Origin of the sequence: Mycobacterium adipatum (genome assembly GCF_001644575.1) — a bacterium.
GTDB classification, from domain to species: Bacteria; Actinomycetota; Actinomycetes; order Mycobacteriales; family Mycobacteriaceae; genus Mycobacterium; species Mycobacterium adipatum.
Genome location: NZ_CP015596.1, coordinates 5,382,488 through 5,400,380, shown reverse-complemented (window position 1 = coordinate 5,400,380; position 17,893 = coordinate 5,382,488). Strand labels below are relative to the sequence as shown.

The following is a 17,893-nucleotide window of genomic DNA, read 5'->3' as shown; positions in this document are numbered from 1 at the left end:
CGGCGTCGGGAGCCTCGCGCGTCGTGGATCACTCGGGGCGGCAAAGTTCGAGTACGGGGGGTAGCAATTTGGCGATCTGAGCGCCGACCGCTGCGAAAATCTCAGGGCTCTGTCCGATCGGGTCTGGAATATCCGCGACCTGCGTTGCGTGGAGGAACGCCCGCAGATTAGCGAGATCTGCAACGCATCGCGCATTAAAGGTGTCGACCAGTTGTGCAGCCTCGCTCAGAGTGAAGGTGCGATGCAACTTTTGCGGCGCACGTTCCAACACACTTTCGCGATGGGCTCTGGTCATTGTGAGGATTAAGTCTGCGCGCTCAGCGATCTTTGGGGTGAACTGTGCAGCAGCGAAGTTGGCCGGGTCACCCCCCAAACCTGCCAAAACGGGTTGCGCGTCCGGGTGCATAGGGTGCCCGACCACGGCGCGGATTCCAGCGCTTGACACAGTAACGCTCTGCAGTTTCAGGCGGGCTGCGTAGGCCGCGGTCAGGCGTTCCGCTGTGGGCGACCGGCAGATATTCCCAGTGCAGATGAAGAGGATGTGCAGGATGAACTCCTTGGATTGCAGGGGGCGTTCGTGCTGACCGAACTGTTGGACGGCGCACGCGGGCCATACCAAGTATCGGCGCTGGGACGCTCCGTTCGCCAGCTATCGCACTGTGGTGCAACCACAGCGAAATTGGGCCCGGTGGTGCGGCCAGGTCGTTCAAAGGCGCAAGCCGAGCTCCTGTTCGTCCGATGGTGGCGTCGCACCGTTCAAGTGCAAGCCATGAGTGTCGTGCGCGGGGCACCGACGGGAGCAGTTGGAGGCCACACTCCGCGACCGAGAAGTTTGCTATAAGAACTACTTCGCATGTGGCTGTGTCGAAGCCTCCGCCCTGCTCGAACCTCACGGCCGCGCGATATGGGTGATCGAACTGGACGGAATCTCACGCTGAAACGAAATCACAGCAAACAATTCTATGGCCCCGCGAGGACACGAACAGCGGTCCGCAGTCAGGTTCGAAGTACGGATCATCCTATTCGACTCGGGGCCTCTCGATGCGCGCCGAGCACCCCTGTGAGCAGCAGCTTCATAGTCTGAACACAGTATGTGGGTCGGGCATCTGGGTTAACTCTGGGAAAAGTCGGTTGTTCCGCTGTCCGTCATGGGCCCTGCGTACTAACATGCAGCTCAATGGATGAACCGGGGGCTTCACGTGTGCTCCCCCAGGTGTGCGGGGCATCATGCGTTCGACTTGCGATTTGCGTAGCGCTCCGCAAAATAGTGTCAGATTGCGACAGGGGGGCGTTATGGCCAGGCAAGTGAGCCGCATGGACCGATCAGCCTGCAGTGTCCAACGCTCGAATCGGGTCGACTGGCCCAACATCGGTGCGGGTCGCCACCTTTTGCTGGCTAACGAGGCCGTCAATTTTACCTCGATTGTGCGAGCGGACAACGTATGACCGTCGTCGATCCCGGTCCAACCCCGAGGCATCGGGCCCCGGAACGTGGGACTTCCGCCACCGAGCCCCTTCCGGCCAGCGATGATCCGGCCGACATCGTGCGTGAGCCCCACCCGAGTGGGCCCATTGAGGTGGCGCAAAAGCTCATGGCGGGCCACTGCGGCATCGAGCGTCCTGTAGACAACTACAGATTCGGTGTGCGATGGCTAAGTCGGGTCAGGGCTTGGATGGTCGTACCGGTCGTAGATTTTGCCTTGATGCTCGCACCGCTCGCATGGCGGCCTCTGCAATTGTCCGCGACTCTTACAATGGCCATTCTGGCGACCGTTTTACTTACCGGAGGGGCGCGATACGTAGCTCCGCTTCACCTCAGCGTGTTGGACGACCTTCCGACGATCATCACTCGTCTGCTGGCCGCCGTAGCCGCGGTCGCTGCTGTGGTCCTCTACTTGTACGAGAGATCTCAGGTATTGATCTTTCTGGAAACAGCGTGTCAGTCGGTTGCGTTGGTCGTCGCCGGCCGAGTGCTTACGACGCGCTTGTGTGCATGGGGGCGCAAACTCGGCATTGCTAAGCACCGGACGATTTTGATCGGCGGAGGGACTGTATCTGCCGAGCTGGTAAAGACGTTGGCCCACCACCATGAATACGGGCTGCAAGTCGAGGGCTTTGTCGACGACGATGAGGATTGTCCCGCCGGCCGGCTCGTACCACGGCTCGGCCGCCTCGCCGATCTGGATATGGCTGTCGTTACCATGGGCGCCGACACGATTCTCGTTGCCGACGGCTCTTTCGATGAACAGGCCTTGATCGGTGCCGTGCGCACGGAGGTGTGTCTGAACGCCGAACTGCTAGTAGTGCCGCGGATGCACCATTTTCACACCTTGACCGGAATGGCCGACCATGTCGGCCCCATCCCAATAATGCGTATTCGTAATCCGAACCTGCGGGGACCGACCCGAATATTGAAACGCGCATTCGACATCTTCGCTTCAGTCGCGGCTTTGGTTGTACTTTCGCCCTTACTTGCGGCCGCGGCGCTGGCAGTACGGCTTGAAGGTGGGCCCGGCGTGATCTTCCGGCAGATCAGAGTAGGGCGTGACGGGCAGCAGTTCGAACTGCTGAAGTTCCGCTCAATGCGCCCTGCCAGCGAGAATGAGTCGCAGACACAGTGGAACGTCGCTTCCGACAACAGGGTTGGGCCGGTCGGGAAGTTCCTGCGCCGTACGTCAATTGACGAACTACCGCAGCTGTGGAACATCGTCCGCGGTGATATGACAGTCGTGGGGCCGCGGCCCGAACGCCCCCACTTCGTCGAGCAGTTCTCAACACAATTCGACCGCTACTCGCATCGCCATCGGGTCCAGGTGGGCCTCACGGGATTTGCGCAGGTGAGCGGGCTCAAGGGCGATACATCTATCGCTGACCGGTGCCGATACGACAACTTTTACATCGAGAACTGGTCCCTCTGGTTGGACATCAAGATCATCATTCGGACATTTCGTGCGGTTGTGCTGTACCGCGAGCGGTAACCCGACTAGGAAAGCCCTAGGAGTGCTGCCATTGTTGTTGCCGCCCAAGCAATCTCCAGAAGCAAGGTCACGTCATGAATACTGTGAATCTGCCCAAGTGGCTCCAGCCAAGCGGTCAATTCGACCTCGTTCGGCTGGGCCGCGATCGTGACGGTGGTTATCTTGTCGATGCGCGCGACGTCGCCGAAGCAGAGGCACTGGTGTCGCTCGGTGTGAATGACGACTGGAGTTTCGAAGAGGACTTCCTCAAGCGCAACAACGTTCCGATCCACGCTTTCGATGGCACCATCGACCGGAATATTCTCGGCAAGCGTTTGGTTAAGACCATCTTGTCTCGCAAAGACGTCAAACATAAGTTAAAGGCTTGGCGAGAATACGATCGGTTCTTTAGTGGGTCTACCCGTCACTATAAGACGATGGTCGGACTTGACAGTTCTCCAGGGTTTGTGACCCTGCGGCATATTCTGAACGAATATACGAGTGGAAGAGTATTTCTCAAGATCGACATCGAAGGCTGGGAGTATCGCCTCCTGGGCGATCTTCTCGCCGAAGCGGACCGCATCTGCGGGCTCATGATCGAGATACACAATGTCGATCTCCACGAAGAGCGGTTGAAGGACTTCGTTGAGAAACTCCCACTACGGGTTGCGCATGTGCATCGGAATACATTTGCTCCGGTCAGCGACACCGGAATTCCGCTCGTGCTTGAGGTCACCTTCACTCCGCAGGCCCCAGTGTCTTACAAGTCGGTGACGTTGCCGCACGAGCTGGACCGTCCTTCGGCGCCAAGCCACGAGCCGTCGGAGATCCGCTTCATAGGATGACAATTGGCTCTGAACACATTCCTGCACAGGAAGAGACTGATGGGCAGCATATTGTTTAACGGAGCCTTGACGGGGTCACTTCCTCCGCAGTACTTCATTCCGGAAAATTAGGTTGTCTCGGTGGCCCGACGAACCTCATCCACAGCCCGAAGACTTGACCGGTACATCGGTATCCCGGTGGTGGCCGCTCTCTCGTTGCTGCCGAAGCGGAAAGAGCCGGAATGGGCACGAGTGCAGCGCCTAGGCGTTCTCAAGACAGCCGCTATCGGCGACACGCTTCTCTTGACGAGCACTCTCCTCGCTTTAAGAACGCAATTCCCAAAAGCAGAGATTGTACTTATTACTGGGACGGACAACGCCTCCGCTGCCGGACTGTTACGACACGCGATTGACGAGCATGCCGTTGTGTCTGTGCGCTCGCCGCTGATGGCACTGCGCGTTCTCCGGGGTCTCCAACTTGACGTCTTGCTGGAGTGCGGACCGTGGCCGCGCTACGACGCCCTAATTACCGCGCTCTCGGGTGCCCACTTTCGCGTGGGTTTTCGAGTGAAAGGACAGGCGCGCCATTTTGCTTTCGATCGTGCGGTGGAGCATTCAAGTGATGTTCACCAGGTCGAGAATTTCCAGCGACTCGCAGCCAGCATCGGGGCGAGTTCATTTGCTTCGCCTGCATTGCCATCTCCGGAGGTGCTCGGCGCGGACCGAATGCCGGCGGCACCGTTTGTGGTGTTCCACCCGTTCTCGGGCGGCTACATGGGTCATGTCAAGGAGTGGCCAGTTGATCGATGGATCGAGCTGGCGCGCCGGGTTCAGGACGAATACGGCGTCGAGATACTGATCAGCGGTGGGCCAGATGACGTTGATCGAAGTCGCGTGCTCACCGAGAAGCTGGACAGTCTGGGCGTACGTAACGTCGCCCTGGCCGGCAAGTTCACTTTATCCGAGCTCGCCGACCTTCTCCCGCGCAGTTTTGCCGTGGTGTCGGTGAACACCGGTGTAATGCATCTTGCGGCACTTCTGGGCGCCAAGACAGTGAGCCTTGAGGGGCCAGTTCCGCCTAAACGGTGGGGGCCGATCGGCCCCCGGTCACGTTCCGTCGTCACAACCCTCCCGCAATCCGGCTACTTGGACCTGGGTTTCGAGTACGCCGGGCAGCGGCTGGACTGTATGCAGGGCGTGTCGGTCGACGCGGTTATGGAGGCTTTGGCAGACCTGGCCTCTCCCGCGCGATCACCTCTCACAAACGGCGATGACTGCGGCGCGAATGCGTAGTCCTCGTATGCCGAGAGTTGTTAGAGGACGAGATATTCTGCCGGCACTCGCTGGACTGACGCGTACGGATTGCGATCGCTGAGCCATGCCCTACTGACTGTCTCATCCGAGCTTGTGGGCTTCGTCAGTGAGCGGAGCGATTACTCCTTCCCAGCGGTCTGCAACGTTCGACAATCGGAACGCGTCGGCGAGATTCGAGTGCCCCGCACGAAAGCGCTGCAGCTCATCGCGGTCCAATGCGAGTTTGCGAACAAGTCTTGCCACTCCATCAAGATCGTTGTCTGCGAACAGATTTCCGAGTTCAGCGGCCCCGAGCAGGGAGCGTGGTCCGATATGGTCGCTGGCTATGACGCCGAGTCCGGCGGCCATCGCCTCCGCGATCACAATGCCGAATAGCTCCTCCCATGTCCTGTCGCGCTGCGATAGGACGACGAGTAGATCATGGGCGGCCATTGTCTTTGCCATTTCGGCTCGATCTTGAATGGGGCCAATAAACCGTATTGCCGGGTTCATCGCGGCCGCCTCGATGCAACGTTCGCGAAGGGGTCCGTCACCTACAAGCGTAAGGACTACAGGTTCGTCGATTAGCGACTCCATGAGTAGGAGCAGCTGTTCGATGCCTTTTTTGCGGGACAATTCTCCTACACAGATTAGTCGAAGCGGCTCAATCGCGCCGGCACCGAGCCCCCGTCTTGCGGTGAAGAACCCGTCCGGCACGGCGTGAGGAACCACCTCGGCGGAGATGCCATAGCGTTCATGGAGCTCAAGCTTTGTAGCGTCAAGTATCGCGACGACGTGAACATTGTCTCTACGAAGGAATGAAAGCCAGAAGCGGCGAAGAAGAGGAGTCAGTGGCCCGTACTGTCGAGGAGTCCTGTGCTGTTCCCAGTATGGCCACGACGTCTGGTAGATAATAGTATTCCTGCGTGCAAGAACAGCATATATCGCGATCCGCCAATCCCACGGCGCAAACGCAAGTACGACTATTTCGCCCCGAATGTTCAGAAGGTGGAGGCGCAGCCGAAAATCCTCGAACGACGTAGCGGTGCGTAAGCGTAATGGCTTGCGCTCCCGCAGCCAAGATCGTAGCCACTCTTTCACCACGCTGTATCGATGTCTCCCAACAATCGAAATTCGCTGTTCGACTTCCAAAGCAGAAAGCGCTGGAAAGTACTTAACAGGGTTCGTCTCATGAATGATCCGAACACGTGGTACGGGGCTATTCACCACGACCTCTTCATTTCTGTCAAAACCGTTCTCACTTGTTGTTCCCAAGTGAACTGAGTCGCACGCGCGAGTCCCTTTTTCTGTAGTTCGTGCCATAGTAATTCGTCTGTGAGCAGGGTCGTGACCTTTTCAACTATTGATGTCACGTCCGAGGGGTCGCAATAGACTGCGGCATCGCCGCATCGTTCGCGCAGGCTCGGAATGTCGCTGCACACGACGGGTGCGCCGAAACTCATCGCTTCAATTGGCGGTAAGCCAGAACTTTCGGAAAAAGACGGAAATACGAATACCCTAGCTTGTCGGTAGAACTCCTCGATACGTTGAGGGTTGTTTACCTGTCCGACCCATCTGATCTGGCTATGTGTCTGCGCAGAAATTGCAGGCATGTCTTCGAAAATTGCAGGAGTCGATCCGACAAAAACGAATGTTATGTTTAATCTGTCAGCCAACTGTACGGCGGCTTCCATTAGTCCGTGGCTATTCTTACGTCTGGTCAGAGAGCCGACATAGAGGCACATCCGCGGCCTTATGTCCGCCGCCGGTACGTCGGTAGAGCCGCTTCGCAGAGAAGCCGGATCCGAAGAGATGTGTGCCCCAATCGCAGCTTCCCCGCCTCCGTTCGGCGCCGCGGTCATCCGCTTTGGGTTCGTAATTCGTGGATACTGGCGGAGTATTGACTCCTTTTCACTCTCCGAAACGGTGAAAATATGAGTGACTCGAGCAAGCACAAGCGGCATGACCGTGTTGTAAAACAGTCGAAAAGAGCGGCTATATGCGGATGGGTAGTAGCGGTGCGCCAGGTCGTGAACCATCGTATATGTTGCGTTCCGACGTATAACTAGTCTCGCCACGGGCGCTGTATTTCCGAGACACAGTAAAACGGAGCCCCTGGCCACGTACGGTAACTGTATCTGTTCCCAAGCGTGGCCGGACAGTCGCCCTTCGCGGCGGATGTTAATTGCCTTGAGGAGCACGTTCGTGACCAGGGGTCCTTTACGGGGCAACCAGAGCGTTACTTCTAAGTCCCGCAGTTCGCCTGTCACGATTAACTCATCCAATGCGCGAACAAAATCTATAGCTACGCGCTGAACTCCGGTGACATCTTGTAGTAGAAACCGCCCATTGATCGATAACTTCACTGATTGTCCTCAACGAACGAGATGCCAATCCCCCCTCCTGGGTACCAGTGATCGGCCGGTCTTTCGCCAAAGTACAAGAAATGTCGACCTCGTTTGAGTGAGAACTCAAGAAGTTTATCCGTGACGTGGCAGTTATCTCCCAAAATCACTGCCCGACCAGAGAGTTTCTGTGCCACGACCTCGTACTCCGCGGCCTCGTACTCCGCGGAGTGATCGCTGTCATTGACGAAGACATCAACTGTTAAATCGAGCGCAGTCAGAGTCTCAATAGAGTCTCCGTACAGCACTTGGCCGAACTCCGCGTACTTGCCCGATAGTAAATATCCAGCGTCCGGGTCGATATCTGTGCCTAAGTACCTCCCTTCGTACCCTTCCGCACTATTCCGCATTAACGCTGCCGTCAACAAGCACGCGCCCAAGCCCTTGTCGACCCCGGTCTCGATCACGACCTCCGGTTTCATAGCCCGCACTACTGCATACCACCCCAGGCGTCTTCCGAATCGCACTTCGCGGTCGGCGAATGTAGCAAGCGAGTTTTGAGCGATGCTGTTCGCAATATGACTCTTAAGTGCCTCGTCGCTATCTGCTTCATCCAAGTAGCCGATTATGGTTGAGTATTCGCATTTCATAACGTCCGAGAGCATCGATGCTAAATAGCGCCGGTTAGTTCTTTCGAGATCATAGGTGAAATTAGTTGTTTCATTCGACTTAATAAGCCAGCGGAGAAGATCGGCGAGTGGCCTGTAGTAATAGCTGAGGGCGAGTTTTGCGCGCCAGGCAAGGAGTACTACCGCACCAACAACCGGCGTTTGCACGACGGTGCGTTTCCACACTTTCATGGGCCGATAATATCGAAGCGCGCCTGAGGCCGCTGAGTTACAGCCAACGACGATTGCTGCATTCTGCGTCAGTCCTGGTGGGCCGCCGATGGCGCCATCGAATGCGTGCGAGACGTCACGACCCGCATTCCGCAGTCAGCCGCTTCGGTTCGTGTTGGGACCGCGGAGTTCAGCCCGTGGACTATCGCGGGCTTTCGAGGCCCGCATTCCGCCAAGCTGCGTGGGCGATCGCCGGTGGCGTCCACAAGGGCCCGCGCAAGTGCGGGCGGGGAGACGGATGTGTTGGCCAGTCCGGCCAGCGCGTCGAGGCGCGGCCGGTTTTGGTTCCGCCTGAATACTGAGCAGGCGTTTCAGGATTCGGCTGTGCAGCAACCAACAGGCGCGTGTCTTGTGGGTGGCGGTGGTCTGCTCGCAGTGTCTGAACCAAGTAGAGGTGCTCACTGCGTGAGCGAAAGCTCGCTTTCACCAGCTTTTTTCGACGATGCTGAGCATCAATTGGGGACCCACTGGTCTGGCTGGGCATGAACTGTCCACCCGAGGCGCCGGCAGGCGGTGGCAATCGTCTCGTGCGGGAACGAAACGCCGCGTTCACTTCCCCTTGGCTAGCGTGCATACGCCCAACGCCTGTCGCGTCGGCACCGGGATCGGTGGACCGATTCACGGGCTCCGCGAAGAGCGACAGCTCGACTCCTTCCTGCAGAAGAGTCCGGCGTATCTCACGCGGAGGCGTAGCATCCGAGAATCGCCCGGGACGGAGCGATTTGGCCGAGCCTTGATCCGGGGCCGGAAAACGCCGAGGGAGGGGTGCGGGAATGGGCCTTGTAGCCGCGACCATCATCCTGCTAGCCAGCTTGGCGCTACCACACCGCTTGCGGCTCATCGGGGTAACGCTCCTTCTCGTCCCTCAGATCTACATCCCGGGTTCGCCAGTTTCGCTAGCCTTTCTGTGGACACTGGTGACTTGCCTGGCCGGTTTCCTAGAGCGCGGCCGGGTACGGGCAGACAGCGCAGTGGTTGTCATCATGTTCTTGTTCCTATCGACTGTCGCATTGTCGTTACTGTGGGCTCTACCCTCGGGCTACGACGATGGAATTACCGTCGTTGTGCGAGGTGCGGTTTTCCTCCTATGGTTGCGCGAGGTCATCGTGGTTGCCAGGGAGGACCCGCGACTGCTTGACACCGTGGTTCTGTGGGCCACGCCGGGGGTAGCGATCCAGTCCTTGCTGACAATCGCCTTTCGGGTGGAACCTTCGCTGGAGGAGAAGTTCCTTCGTTCTGAGTTGGCGACCTACACAGTTGGGCCGGCCGCCAAATACCTTTACAGCTACGCCCCGAACAACGTGCTGGATACGGAGAAGGCCGGTGGACTGCTCGTCAACGGGAATATCGCGTCGCTGTTCGGCGGCATCGCCGCTCTGGTGTTACTTGTCGCGGCGCGTCGAACTTCGCGCCGGTTGCTATACGCCACTGCGGCCTTATCAGCCGTCAGCTGCGTCTTCGCGGGCTCGAAGGCAGGTTTGGTCCTCGCAATCAGCAGTGTGATCGCAGTTGTCTTCTTGCCCTACGTGCTGAAGAGGTCAGCCGCGCTGATTGGTTTTGCGATCGTGTTCGTGATGCCACTCGCGTTCTATCTCGTGATCGCCATTGTCGAGTGGATTTCCCCCTCGTTCTACGCCGCCTCGGGCGACGCGCTGAGCGGGCGCGGTGGTCTGTGGACGCGTGCGGCGGAGATGTTCAAGGAGTCACCGGTCCTAGGCGTGGGTTTCGGCGGCTGGACAGAATACGTCGGAAAAATTGAGGGGCAGATTCGCCCCCCGCACAATGTGCTTATTGCGACGTGGGCGTACTCAGGCATCGTCGCACTCGTGCTCGCAATCGTGTTCATCGTCGTCTCTGTTTTCCTCGGACTTCGTGTTGCAGCCGCACAGGCGACGGTGCGTGACTGTCGCACTGCCGTAGTAGCGCTAAGCGCGATCGCTTGGATGTTCATCCAAAGCATGGGGGAGAATACGGCGTTGTACGGTGAATCGCTATCCATGATCCTGTTTGCGCTCAGCTTCGCGTATCTCTACGCGATGGCCCCTGCATCGCTCCACCGCACCCCCGGATCAACCGCAACCACAACGACATCCACTCCCGCGCGTCGGTACCCCGGCAGGGTCAAGGAGCGACCAACGGTGCGAACTTGACAACGCGCGGTGAGTTCCATCGGGTGTCGTATTCACAAGCGGTGCGTGGCTACTGAAATCGGGTCGACCCCGAAAGGTTCGACTGCGGTGCGGTCACCGCTTTGCCACCATAAGGCGATCGCAGCAGTGCTTCTCCACGATGGTGGCTGTTTTGGATCCACCCGGGTGACACGCGATGTCGATGTGAACTAGGAGGGTTAGTTCGCCTGATCCTTCGAACCTTGGCCTGGGCCGAGGCACAGTTCGTTTCAATGCTTGCAGTTAGTCCGAGCGTCTTCGGAACACGTCCAGGTCGGATGCCCTGAACTGATAGAACTCGGCCAGCGGCACTCCGCAGTGCCTGTGTAGCCAGTAGATACACAGATAAGGCGCGGTCGTTCCGGCAAGCATCGCGAAGGCGGCGCCGAGGGCACCGTATGGCGGAACCAGCAGGAACATCGCAACGATATACAGCACCATGGCGATCGTAAGGGCAAGGCTTCGGAGGCCAGGACGTCCGCGCGCGCTCAGGGCCGCACCGGCAACCGAGCCTGGAATTCCCAACATAATTGACAGCAGGAGGACCGCAACTATCGGAGCAGCTGGGGCGAACTCGCGGCCGAAGAGCAACGGAATCATCCACGGTGATGCGGCAGCGAGCGTGACTGCGACCAGGGCAGTAGCCAGCGTGGAAATCCGCGCGGCGCGGCCGATGCGGGCGGTGCTCGGTGCGCCGGACTCGACGGCGAACATCACTTGAGACACTGCACTGTTGAACAACAGGGCGACGTTACTTACGTTGACTGCGACCACGTACACCCCCAGCTGGTCGACGCCCGCGAGAGGCGTCATCATCACCTGGTCGAGCCGAGACAGTACGACCCCGGCCGACGAACCCACCCATAGCTGCCATGCGTATGACACCACACGATGGAGTGACGGGGTGGGCTGCGACGATGTGGTCGTGCCGCGAATCGCCGTCCACCAGCGAGGTGCTAGTAAGTAGACCACGGCACCGGCAAATGTGGTCGTCGCGATGGCGACGGTGGCCGTTGTCGGCGTGAGCCAACCGTTGATGAACAGTGCGCCAACAGCACTTAGCTGCAGAACCGCGCTCAGAGTTCGCTCGATCATGACAAGCCACCACTGATGGGCGCCATAGGCCACCCCGCGCAGCGCCGCTGTCAATAGGGCCGGAACAAGTGCAGCCGACGCAATGACGATCAGTCCGGCGAGATGATTGTCGCCCGCGCTGAGCGGTCGTGCGACGACAACGATCGCTAGCATTCCGATAGTGCCTGAAACCCCAAGCGCGATGAGGCTGATGAGGAATTGCCGGGTGAGTCGGCCCGCACCGGCCTGTGCCACAAAGTGTGTCAGCGATTCGGGCAGGCCCAGCGTCAGGAGGGCGACGGCGAGCAGTAGCGGTGCCGTCGCCGCTGCCACTGTCCCACGGTCGATAACGCCAAGGCTGTTTGCAAGCAAGATCTGCGTTACCAGCATCACTGCTGGTGGAATTGCAGTCCCAGCCGCGGTGATCGCAACCCCCCTCGTCGTCGACATCGGCGCTACTCCGCAACTTGACAGTTGGGCGCGTGGACGCCGGCTGTCGGTGTGCTCCTTACCCCTTCAGCCGGAGCGAGAACGTATTGAAGGTCCTCTCTCGGTCGCGCCGGTCGGCACGAGAACGACATGCGTAGGCCGAAGCAGCGTTCGTACCATCCTCGACCCCTCTGAACTGAAGCACCGGGACCCTGGATGGACGCCGGCGATGTCTGGGCGAGTGTTAAAGGCACGTTGGTGAGTATCCCCGAGCCCTGCAGCATCTGTGTGAACTGAGCAGCCGTCTGTCGGGAGGGACACGAATCGAACGTCATAGCGTTGTGTCCACTCCGAGGCGGCTGCAGTCAGAGTCGCGACACTGACCACTGACGAACGGTCGTAGGTTGACGAGCGGCAAAAGCGCGGTCGGAGAGACCCTCGCCAGTGCCATCGACTCCACAAGTCGGCATTCCGTCGCGGCGCCGATTGATTGTCCATGACGATCCGATACCGAGGCGGCGGACTCATCGCCCTTACACTGGGCTGTGCAGAACGAGCTCAGAGAGCCAGCGCCGAGAGCGCTAGCGATCACGAGTACCCCAGGTCGCTGTCATCTCTACGATGTCGGCTTCCGGTAATTCGTTCATACAGCGTACTTCATAAGGGCAATGTCCGTATAGCGGTGTGCCCCAACATGGTTGACATGCCAGCGGCTCGTTACGGCGGACCACTTTGGCCTTGTCGCCGTAAGGTGCGGTTTCGCTAGCTATGGTCGGTCCGACCACAGTAATGGTGGGAATGCCGAAAGCGGCGGCGACGTGGCCGAGGCCGGAATCACTGCCGATGAACCCGGTTCCTTCGGAGATGAGCGCAACGGTAACCGAGAGTGACAATCCATGCAGAATCACCTGGCGGTTGTCCAAGTCAGCGAAGCTGGGAATGTAATCGACCTCGTCTGGACCGAATATGAACGCGACAGACAAATCAGGACGCCGTTCGAGAACGGATTGCGCGATCCGCCGCGCGACATCGACTGGGATGCGTTTATCGGTACCGGCCGTCACCGAAGATCCCGGGTGGATCACGACGAAACGACCGGGTCCCAGACCTGCTTCCGCCAAACGCGAACGCGCTTCCTGTAACCCCTTCGCTCTGGGGAGGGGAAAGCTCGCAACTGTGGGCGTTTGTCCGCTCCACAGTGCGAACGTTTCCAGCATTCGGTCCACGCGGTGAATCGATGGATCGATCCGCCCGCGAATGCTGTAGAGGTGAGGCGACTTTTCGCCATCCCCGATTAGTATCGGTATCCCGGCCAACACCTTGAGCGACCATAGAAGCCAGCTCGGGTCGATACGGGTGCCCAGAAACGCGACATCGATTCTTTGGCGGCGCAGCGCGAAGAAGAATCGCAAATAGGCAGGCCAGTTTTCTCTGGGCGGCATCTCGATGATTTGGTCGACCATGGGTGAGCCGTCCAGCAATGCGGCCTGTGCGCGGCCTTGCACAATGATTGTGAGCCGCGAGTCAGGGTAAAGCCGCCGGTACTCAGCAATGACCGGCGTGGTCATCACGAGATCGCCGAGACCCCAGGTCTGAATGATCGCCAAGTGCATTGGTTATGCCTGCCCCATCTCACTCAGAATCGACTTCACGAACTGGAGGAGATTTCCGCCGCCGAACAGATAGCCGTCAATCCCCGCCGCCGTCGCGGATTCGACATCACGAACCGAGTCGCCGATCAGGAAGCTCGACTCCACGTCAACCTCCCAACAGTTCAATAGATCAAGAATCATGCCAGGGGCAGGCTTTCGCCAAGGGTGTACGGAACGGTAGCGATCGATCTTTGCTTCAGGGTGGAATGGGCAATGTCGTAGGTCATCGATGTGCGCGTTATTCTGCGCGAGAAGCGAACTCATGTGGACGGTGAGCGCTGCAAAGTCCGCTTCCGTGTAGTAGCCGTGTCCAATTCCGGATTGGTTGGTGACGACGAAGACGAGGTACCCGCGGCGATTGAGTAGCGAAATCGCTTCCGCTGCACCGTCAACCAGGCAAAAGTCGTCCGGGTGGCCCACAAAGCCACGGTCAACGTTGATCACCCCGTCCCGGTCCAGAAAAGCTGCAGGCCTCGACTTACCCATGGCTGCTGTGTTGCCGGACGTAACTATCGAGCTCTCGAATCGCACATGTGATGTGGTACAGGCTGGAAGCCTTTGCGGGTGCCGAGACGGGCCGACCCATTTCGTCAAGCGTCTCATGCCACAGTCCGGCTAGGTCGGTCTCGAAGTACCGGCGCAACCCTCGGGCTGCCTCTGCGGCCAGGAGGATGGAAATCTGCTTGCTCTCTTCATTTTCGGCCAGGTCTGCCATGGCCAAGTGCGATTTGATCCGCTCCGTCTGGGGCCACAGACGAGACCGCCGATCTCTGGCAGATAGGTCTGCCCATATCCCATCGATTGCCAGCCTAGTGGCCTCGTTCACGCCGTACTTCTCGCCGACCTCTGCCAGTCGTCTGGCCGTTGAGAAGGTATCACTCCTTCCTCGCGCGACCGCCCAGCGCAAGAGCAACCAGGACCATTCGAACTGGTGTCCCGGTTCGAGTAGCTGCCCACTTTCTCCCGACGCTGGACACCAGTTGTGGTCGAAATGCTCTCGCACACCGCCGGTCTCGGGGTCAATGAACCTACTGAGTGCCAAGCTTTCGATTTCATCGGACAGCTCCGCCCATCCGTCGTTGTCACCCATTTGCTCCCATTCAAGGAAGGCCTCCAGCAGGTGCATGTGGGGGTTCGAATTCAGTGGCTCGCGTGGAGGTATCGCTTCTTCGAAGCCTGCAACCGGGTGTTTCCAGCCTGCGAGCATCGCTCCTTTGATGGTGCGGCCAGCTGCAATTACCTCTTGTCGCCGGTGTCCCAGCCTCGCAGCATTTCCCAACGCAAACAGTGCGAACGCATGGTCGTAGAGATCGAAGTCGGGCTTCAGTGGAGCGCCGTTCGAGGAGACTACCGAAAATACCGGACCCGAACCGGACAAGCACTTGCCCAATAGGAAGTCGAGGCCGTGGTTGACTAGGTTGTCAGCGGTTCTCGTGTCTTGCCAGCCCATGTCTGCTGCGGTCGCAAACACGAAAATTTGGCGAGCTACGAGCCGTGTTCGGCGTGGACCATTGATTACGCTCCCATCCTGTGCGAGCTCTTCGTAGAAGCCGCCGGCATTGGCATCAACGCCGCGGTCTGACCACAGAGGCAGCGCCTTGTCGAAAAGCCAGCGGATCAGGGCAGAATGCTCCGTCTCGAGCGCCGAAAAGTAGTGCTTGTTCGCTCCGTTGGCCGCGCTCATCAGACGCCCCTCTTCCATCTGCCGTCAGCGAAAGATGTCTTCCCTTAGTAGGTAGCTTTGGATGTAGGTTTCGAGACCTTCTTCGAGGGAGGCCATAGGCCTGTCGTACCCAGCGGCTCGCAGTTTGTCGAGCGCGGCAAGCGTGAAGTACTGATACTTGCCGCGAAGACTCTCTGGGAGGTCGATGAACTCGATATTTGGGGGTATCCCTAGTAAAGCAAAGGTAATTCGCGCTTTGTCCTCGAACGTTCGAGCGACTCCGGAACCTACGTTGTACACAGAATTAGGTGCCTCATCGGTCCCAAGCATCCACAGCGCGACGGATACACAATCACCTACCCAGACGAAGTCGCGGACCTGACCGCCGTCGGCATACTGCGGGTTATCGGACTTGAACAGTTGTGCCACACCGCTGCTGTTGATTTGCTCAAACAGCTGAACAGCGACGCTTCTCTGGCCCCCTTTGTGGTACTCATTTGGGCCGTACACGTTGAAGAACTTGAGGCCAGCCCACTTTGGTGGCTGGCTGCGGCCTGCCCGTTGCTCGGCGTGGACCCATCGATCGAACACATGCTTGCTCCACCCATAAGGGTTGAGTGGGCGAAGTGTTGCAAGCGCAGCTTGATCAAAATCATCGGCGAAGCCGTTCTTTCCGTCGCCGTATGTCGCAGCAGAGGAAGCGTAGACGAAGGGAACATCATGTGTGGCGCACCAATTCCAGAGATCTACCGACCCGCGGAAGTTATTCCGAATTATCAGGTCGACGTCCTTCTCCACCGTTGTAGAGATCGCGCCCATATGGATGATGGAATCGATGCCGCCATTACTACCCGCCAGAAACGCCGGCAGCTGATCAGGTGTTAGCAACTCGCGCACTCGCCGTTTAGCGACATTGCGCCATTTGAGGTCATCGCTGCCGAACGTGTCGACAATTGCAATATCTTCACCGCGCTCATCGAGGGCGGCCGCTACGTTCGACCCTATGAATCCGGCCCCGCCGGTGACAATGTGTATGGTCGGCTTCTTTCAGGATCCTGACGAAGTACGTTCGGACCGCGTGATGATGTTCGTCGTGCTATGCCCCTGCTTCAACGGAATCAGCGATACGCGGCCACCCCACTGTTCGACGATATCACCGCCTACCACTTCGTGAACCTCGTAGTCTTCGCCTTTGAACAGCACATCCGGCCGCAACATGTTGATTAGCTCCAAGGGCGTGTCTTCATCGAATAGCGTGACCAGGTCTACGCTCCGCAGTGAACCAATGACCTCGGCGCGTGAGGCCTCGTCTTGGACTGGCCGGCTTTCACCCTTGAGCCGTTTGACCGAGGCATCGGTATTTAATGCCACGACGAGCCGGTCGCATTCGTCGCGCGCCCGACGCAGTAGTGAAACGTGACCAGGATGTACCAGGTCGAAACAGCCGTTCGCGAAGCCAACTTTGAGTCCTTCGCTTCGCCATTGCGCGACTTGGACCACGGCCCGCTCCCGTGTTGTCAAGGAAGACCTTTCGGCGCTTTCGATTGATTGAAGTAGCTCTTCCGCGCTGACGGCGGCGGTACCAGACTTGCGGACGACGATCTGAGCTGCGCTGTTAGCGATCTCCGCGGCAACTGTGATGGCCGCACCGGCGGATAGTGCTAGTGCGAGGGTCGCGATCACGGTGTCGCCGGCGCCAGACACGTCGTAGACCGACGATGCTCGTGTTGGAATGTGCAGAGGTGTTTCAACTCCGGCTGCCGGCGCCAGCAGAGTCATGCCCAGAGCGCCGCGCGTGATCAAGACTGCGCCGATACTGCCACCGGCGAGGATCGCTTCCGCAGCCCTGCCCACGCCGTCATTCGTCGAGCAGTCGTGGCCGGTTGCAATCGATGCCTCGTGGGCGTTGGGGGTGATGACAGCCGCATCGCGATAGATAGTGAGATCCCGAGATTTGGGATCGACTATCACGGGGATGCCCGCAGCGTTGGCAGCGTCGATGTGGGAGCGAATACTGTCGCGTGTCAAGACACCTTTTGCGTAATCTGACAAGATGATGGCGTCTGCGCCATGGAGTACATTGCCAAATGCGGTTTCGATCTCGCTTAGTGCTTCGCGGTCTAATCCAACATCTTCTCGATCGACGCGTAGAACTTGCTGTCCTTCGCAAACAAAGCGGGTCTTGACTGTTGTCGGGTGCTTTCGAGAAACGGCGAGGCGTGCCTCGATCCCCACTGCTGGGCAGAGGATTTCGGAAATATGCGCGCCTTCGTCGTCATCGCCGACCGCTCCAAGTAGTAGTGCTCTGCCGTCGAGTGCGGCGATGTTCCGGGCGACGTTGCCGGCGCCGCCGAGCATCGCTTTTACATCTCCAGTTTTCAAAACGGGGATAGGAGCTTCGGGTGATATCCGCTCGATCATTCCGTATACGAAACGATCAAGCATCAAGTCGCCAACGATAACGATCGTTCTGCCGGATAGCGATTCGATAACTGCGCGTTCCATCGCTTGCCCTCCGCGGTGCCTATTAGCTCTCAGGTTAGCAGGAGGCGGTAGTAGTCACCTGCTGACTTAGCCAGTCATCAATTG

General features: G+C 58.6%; 14 protein-coding genes. 4 read left to right on the top strand and 10 right to left on the bottom strand.

Going from position 1 to position 17,893, the window contains the following annotated elements; all coding sequences use genetic code 11:
• Positions 1-28 precede the first annotated feature (28 nt).
• The gene (locus tag A7U43_RS25690; protein WP_335582827.1) at positions 29-619 is read right to left on the bottom strand and encodes an arsenate reductase/protein-tyrosine-phosphatase family protein; all 591 of its coding nucleotides are present in this window, start codon (positions 617-619) and stop codon (positions 29-31) included.
• 1,135 nt (positions 620-1,754) lie between these two features.
• Between A7U43_RS25690 and A7U43_RS25685 the strand changes: the two genes are divergently transcribed.
• The 3 genes from A7U43_RS25685 to A7U43_RS25675 all read left to right on the top strand — a co-directional run bounded on the left by A7U43_RS25685 (position 1,755) and on the right by A7U43_RS25675 (position 5,074).
• Positions 1,755-2,978 carry a sugar transferase gene (locus A7U43_RS25685; protein WP_231963467.1) on the top strand — a complete coding sequence of 408 codons (1,224 nt, stop codon included), beginning with the start codon at positions 1,755-1,757 and terminating at the stop codon, positions 2,976-2,978.
• A gap of 74 nt (positions 2,979-3,052) precedes the next feature.
• Entirely contained in the window at positions 3,053-3,802 is a 750-nt protein-coding gene (locus tag A7U43_RS29890; RefSeq protein WP_068000643.1) for an FkbM family methyltransferase, read from the top strand.
• A gap of 120 nt (positions 3,803-3,922) precedes the next feature.
• Positions 3,923-5,074 carry a glycosyltransferase family 9 protein gene (locus tag A7U43_RS25675; protein WP_156526027.1) on the top strand — a complete coding sequence of 384 codons (1,152 nt, stop codon included), beginning with the start codon at positions 3,923-3,925 and terminating at the stop codon, positions 5,072-5,074.
• Between the two features lie 102 nt (positions 5,075-5,176).
• Here A7U43_RS25675 and A7U43_RS29320 read toward each other — a convergent pair whose 3' ends face one another.
• The 3 genes from A7U43_RS29320 to A7U43_RS25665 all read right to left on the bottom strand — a co-directional run bounded on the left by A7U43_RS29320 (position 5,177) and on the right by A7U43_RS25665 (position 8,279).
• Positions 5,177-6,301 carry a glycosyltransferase family 4 protein gene (locus A7U43_RS29320; protein ID WP_197499919.1) on the bottom strand — a complete coding sequence of 375 codons (1,125 nt, stop codon included), beginning with the start codon at positions 6,299-6,301 and terminating at the stop codon, positions 5,177-5,179.
• Entirely contained in the window at positions 6,298-6,768 is a 471-nt protein-coding gene (locus A7U43_RS30435; protein ID WP_231963466.1) for a glycosyltransferase, read from the bottom strand. Before A7U43_RS30435 ends, A7U43_RS29320 begins: the two co-directional genes overlap by 4 nt.
• Before the next feature lie 668 nt (positions 6,769-7,436).
• On the bottom strand, positions 7,437-8,279 hold the full coding sequence (locus tag A7U43_RS25665) for a class I SAM-dependent methyltransferase (RefSeq protein ID WP_082902315.1): 843 nt from the start codon (positions 8,277-8,279) through the stop codon (positions 7,437-7,439).
• 812 nt (positions 8,280-9,091) lie between these two features.
• Here A7U43_RS25665 and A7U43_RS25660 point away from each other — a divergent pair.
• Positions 9,092-10,468, top strand: coding sequence for an O-antigen ligase family protein (locus A7U43_RS25660; RefSeq protein ID WP_068000629.1), 1,377 nt, complete (start codon positions 9,092-9,094; stop codon positions 10,466-10,468).
• Between the two features lie 261 nt (positions 10,469-10,729).
• Here the strand turns inward: A7U43_RS25660 and A7U43_RS25655 are convergent, their stop codons facing one another.
• The 6 genes from A7U43_RS25655 to rfaE2 form a co-directional block, all read right to left on the bottom strand.
• Positions 10,730-11,950, bottom strand: a complete 1,221-nt coding sequence (locus A7U43_RS25655) for an oligosaccharide flippase family protein (protein WP_231963737.1) — start codon at positions 11,948-11,950, stop codon at positions 10,730-10,732.
• A 620-nt stretch (positions 11,951-12,570) separates the two neighbouring features.
• A complete protein-coding gene (locus tag A7U43_RS25650; protein WP_197499918.1) occupies positions 12,571-13,596 on the bottom strand; it encodes a glycosyltransferase family 9 protein in 1,026 nt (341 codons plus the stop codon).
• A gap of 9 nt (positions 13,597-13,605) precedes the next feature.
• Positions 13,606-14,127, bottom strand: a complete 522-nt coding sequence (locus tag A7U43_RS25645) for a D-glycero-alpha-D-manno-heptose-1,7-bisphosphate 7-phosphatase (RefSeq protein ID WP_068000621.1) — start codon at positions 14,125-14,127, stop codon at positions 13,606-13,608.
• On the bottom strand, positions 14,120-15,325 hold the full coding sequence (locus tag A7U43_RS25640; protein ID WP_068003782.1) for an AGE family epimerase/isomerase: 1,206 nt from the start codon (positions 15,323-15,325) through the stop codon (positions 14,120-14,122). Before A7U43_RS25640 ends, A7U43_RS25645 begins: the two co-directional genes overlap by 8 nt.
• Before the next feature lie 24 nt (positions 15,326-15,349).
• A complete protein-coding gene (gene rfaD / locus A7U43_RS25635) occupies positions 15,350-16,309 on the bottom strand; it encodes an ADP-glyceromanno-heptose 6-epimerase (protein ID WP_231963736.1) in 960 nt (319 codons plus the stop codon).
• 42 nt (positions 16,310-16,351) lie between these two features.
• Complete coding sequence (rfaE2, locus tag A7U43_RS25630) at positions 16,352-17,809, bottom strand: D-glycero-beta-D-manno-heptose 1-phosphate adenylyltransferase (protein WP_068000615.1); 1,458 nt, start codon at positions 17,807-17,809, stop codon at positions 16,352-16,354.
• Positions 17,810-17,893: the final 84 nt, after the last annotated feature.

Bases quoted from the DNA above. Each gene is read 5' to 3' on its own strand.
- A7U43_RS25645 (WP_068000621.1), bottom strand. From the start codon at position 14,127: ATGGGTAAGTCGAGGCCTGCAGCTTTTCTGGACCGGGACGGGGTGATC.
- A7U43_RS30435 (WP_231963466.1), bottom strand. From the start codon at position 6,768: ATGGAAGCCGCCGTACAGTTGGCTGACAGATTAAACATAACATTCGTT.
- A7U43_RS25665 (WP_082902315.1), bottom strand. From the start codon at position 8,279: ATGAAAGTGTGGAAACGCACCGTCGTGCAAACGCCGGTTGTTGGTGCG.
- A7U43_RS25685 (WP_231963467.1), top strand. From the start codon at position 1,755: ATGGCCATTCTGGCGACCGTTTTACTTACCGGAGGGGCGCGATACGTA.
- A7U43_RS29890 (WP_068000643.1), top strand. From the start codon at position 3,053: ATGAATACTGTGAATCTGCCCAAGTGGCTCCAGCCAAGCGGTCAATTC.
- A7U43_RS25655 (WP_231963737.1), bottom strand. From the start codon at position 11,950: ATGCTGGTAACGCAGATCTTGCTTGCAAACAGCCTTGGCGTTATCGAC.
- A7U43_RS25660 (WP_068000629.1), top strand. From the start codon at position 9,092: ATGGGCCTTGTAGCCGCGACCATCATCCTGCTAGCCAGCTTGGCGCTA.
- A7U43_RS25640 (WP_068003782.1), bottom strand. From the start codon at position 15,325: ATGAGCGCGGCCAACGGAGCGAACAAGCACTACTTTTCGGCGCTCGAG.
- rfaE2 (WP_068000615.1), bottom strand. From the start codon at position 17,809: ATGGAACGCGCAGTTATCGAATCGCTATCCGGCAGAACGATCGTTATC.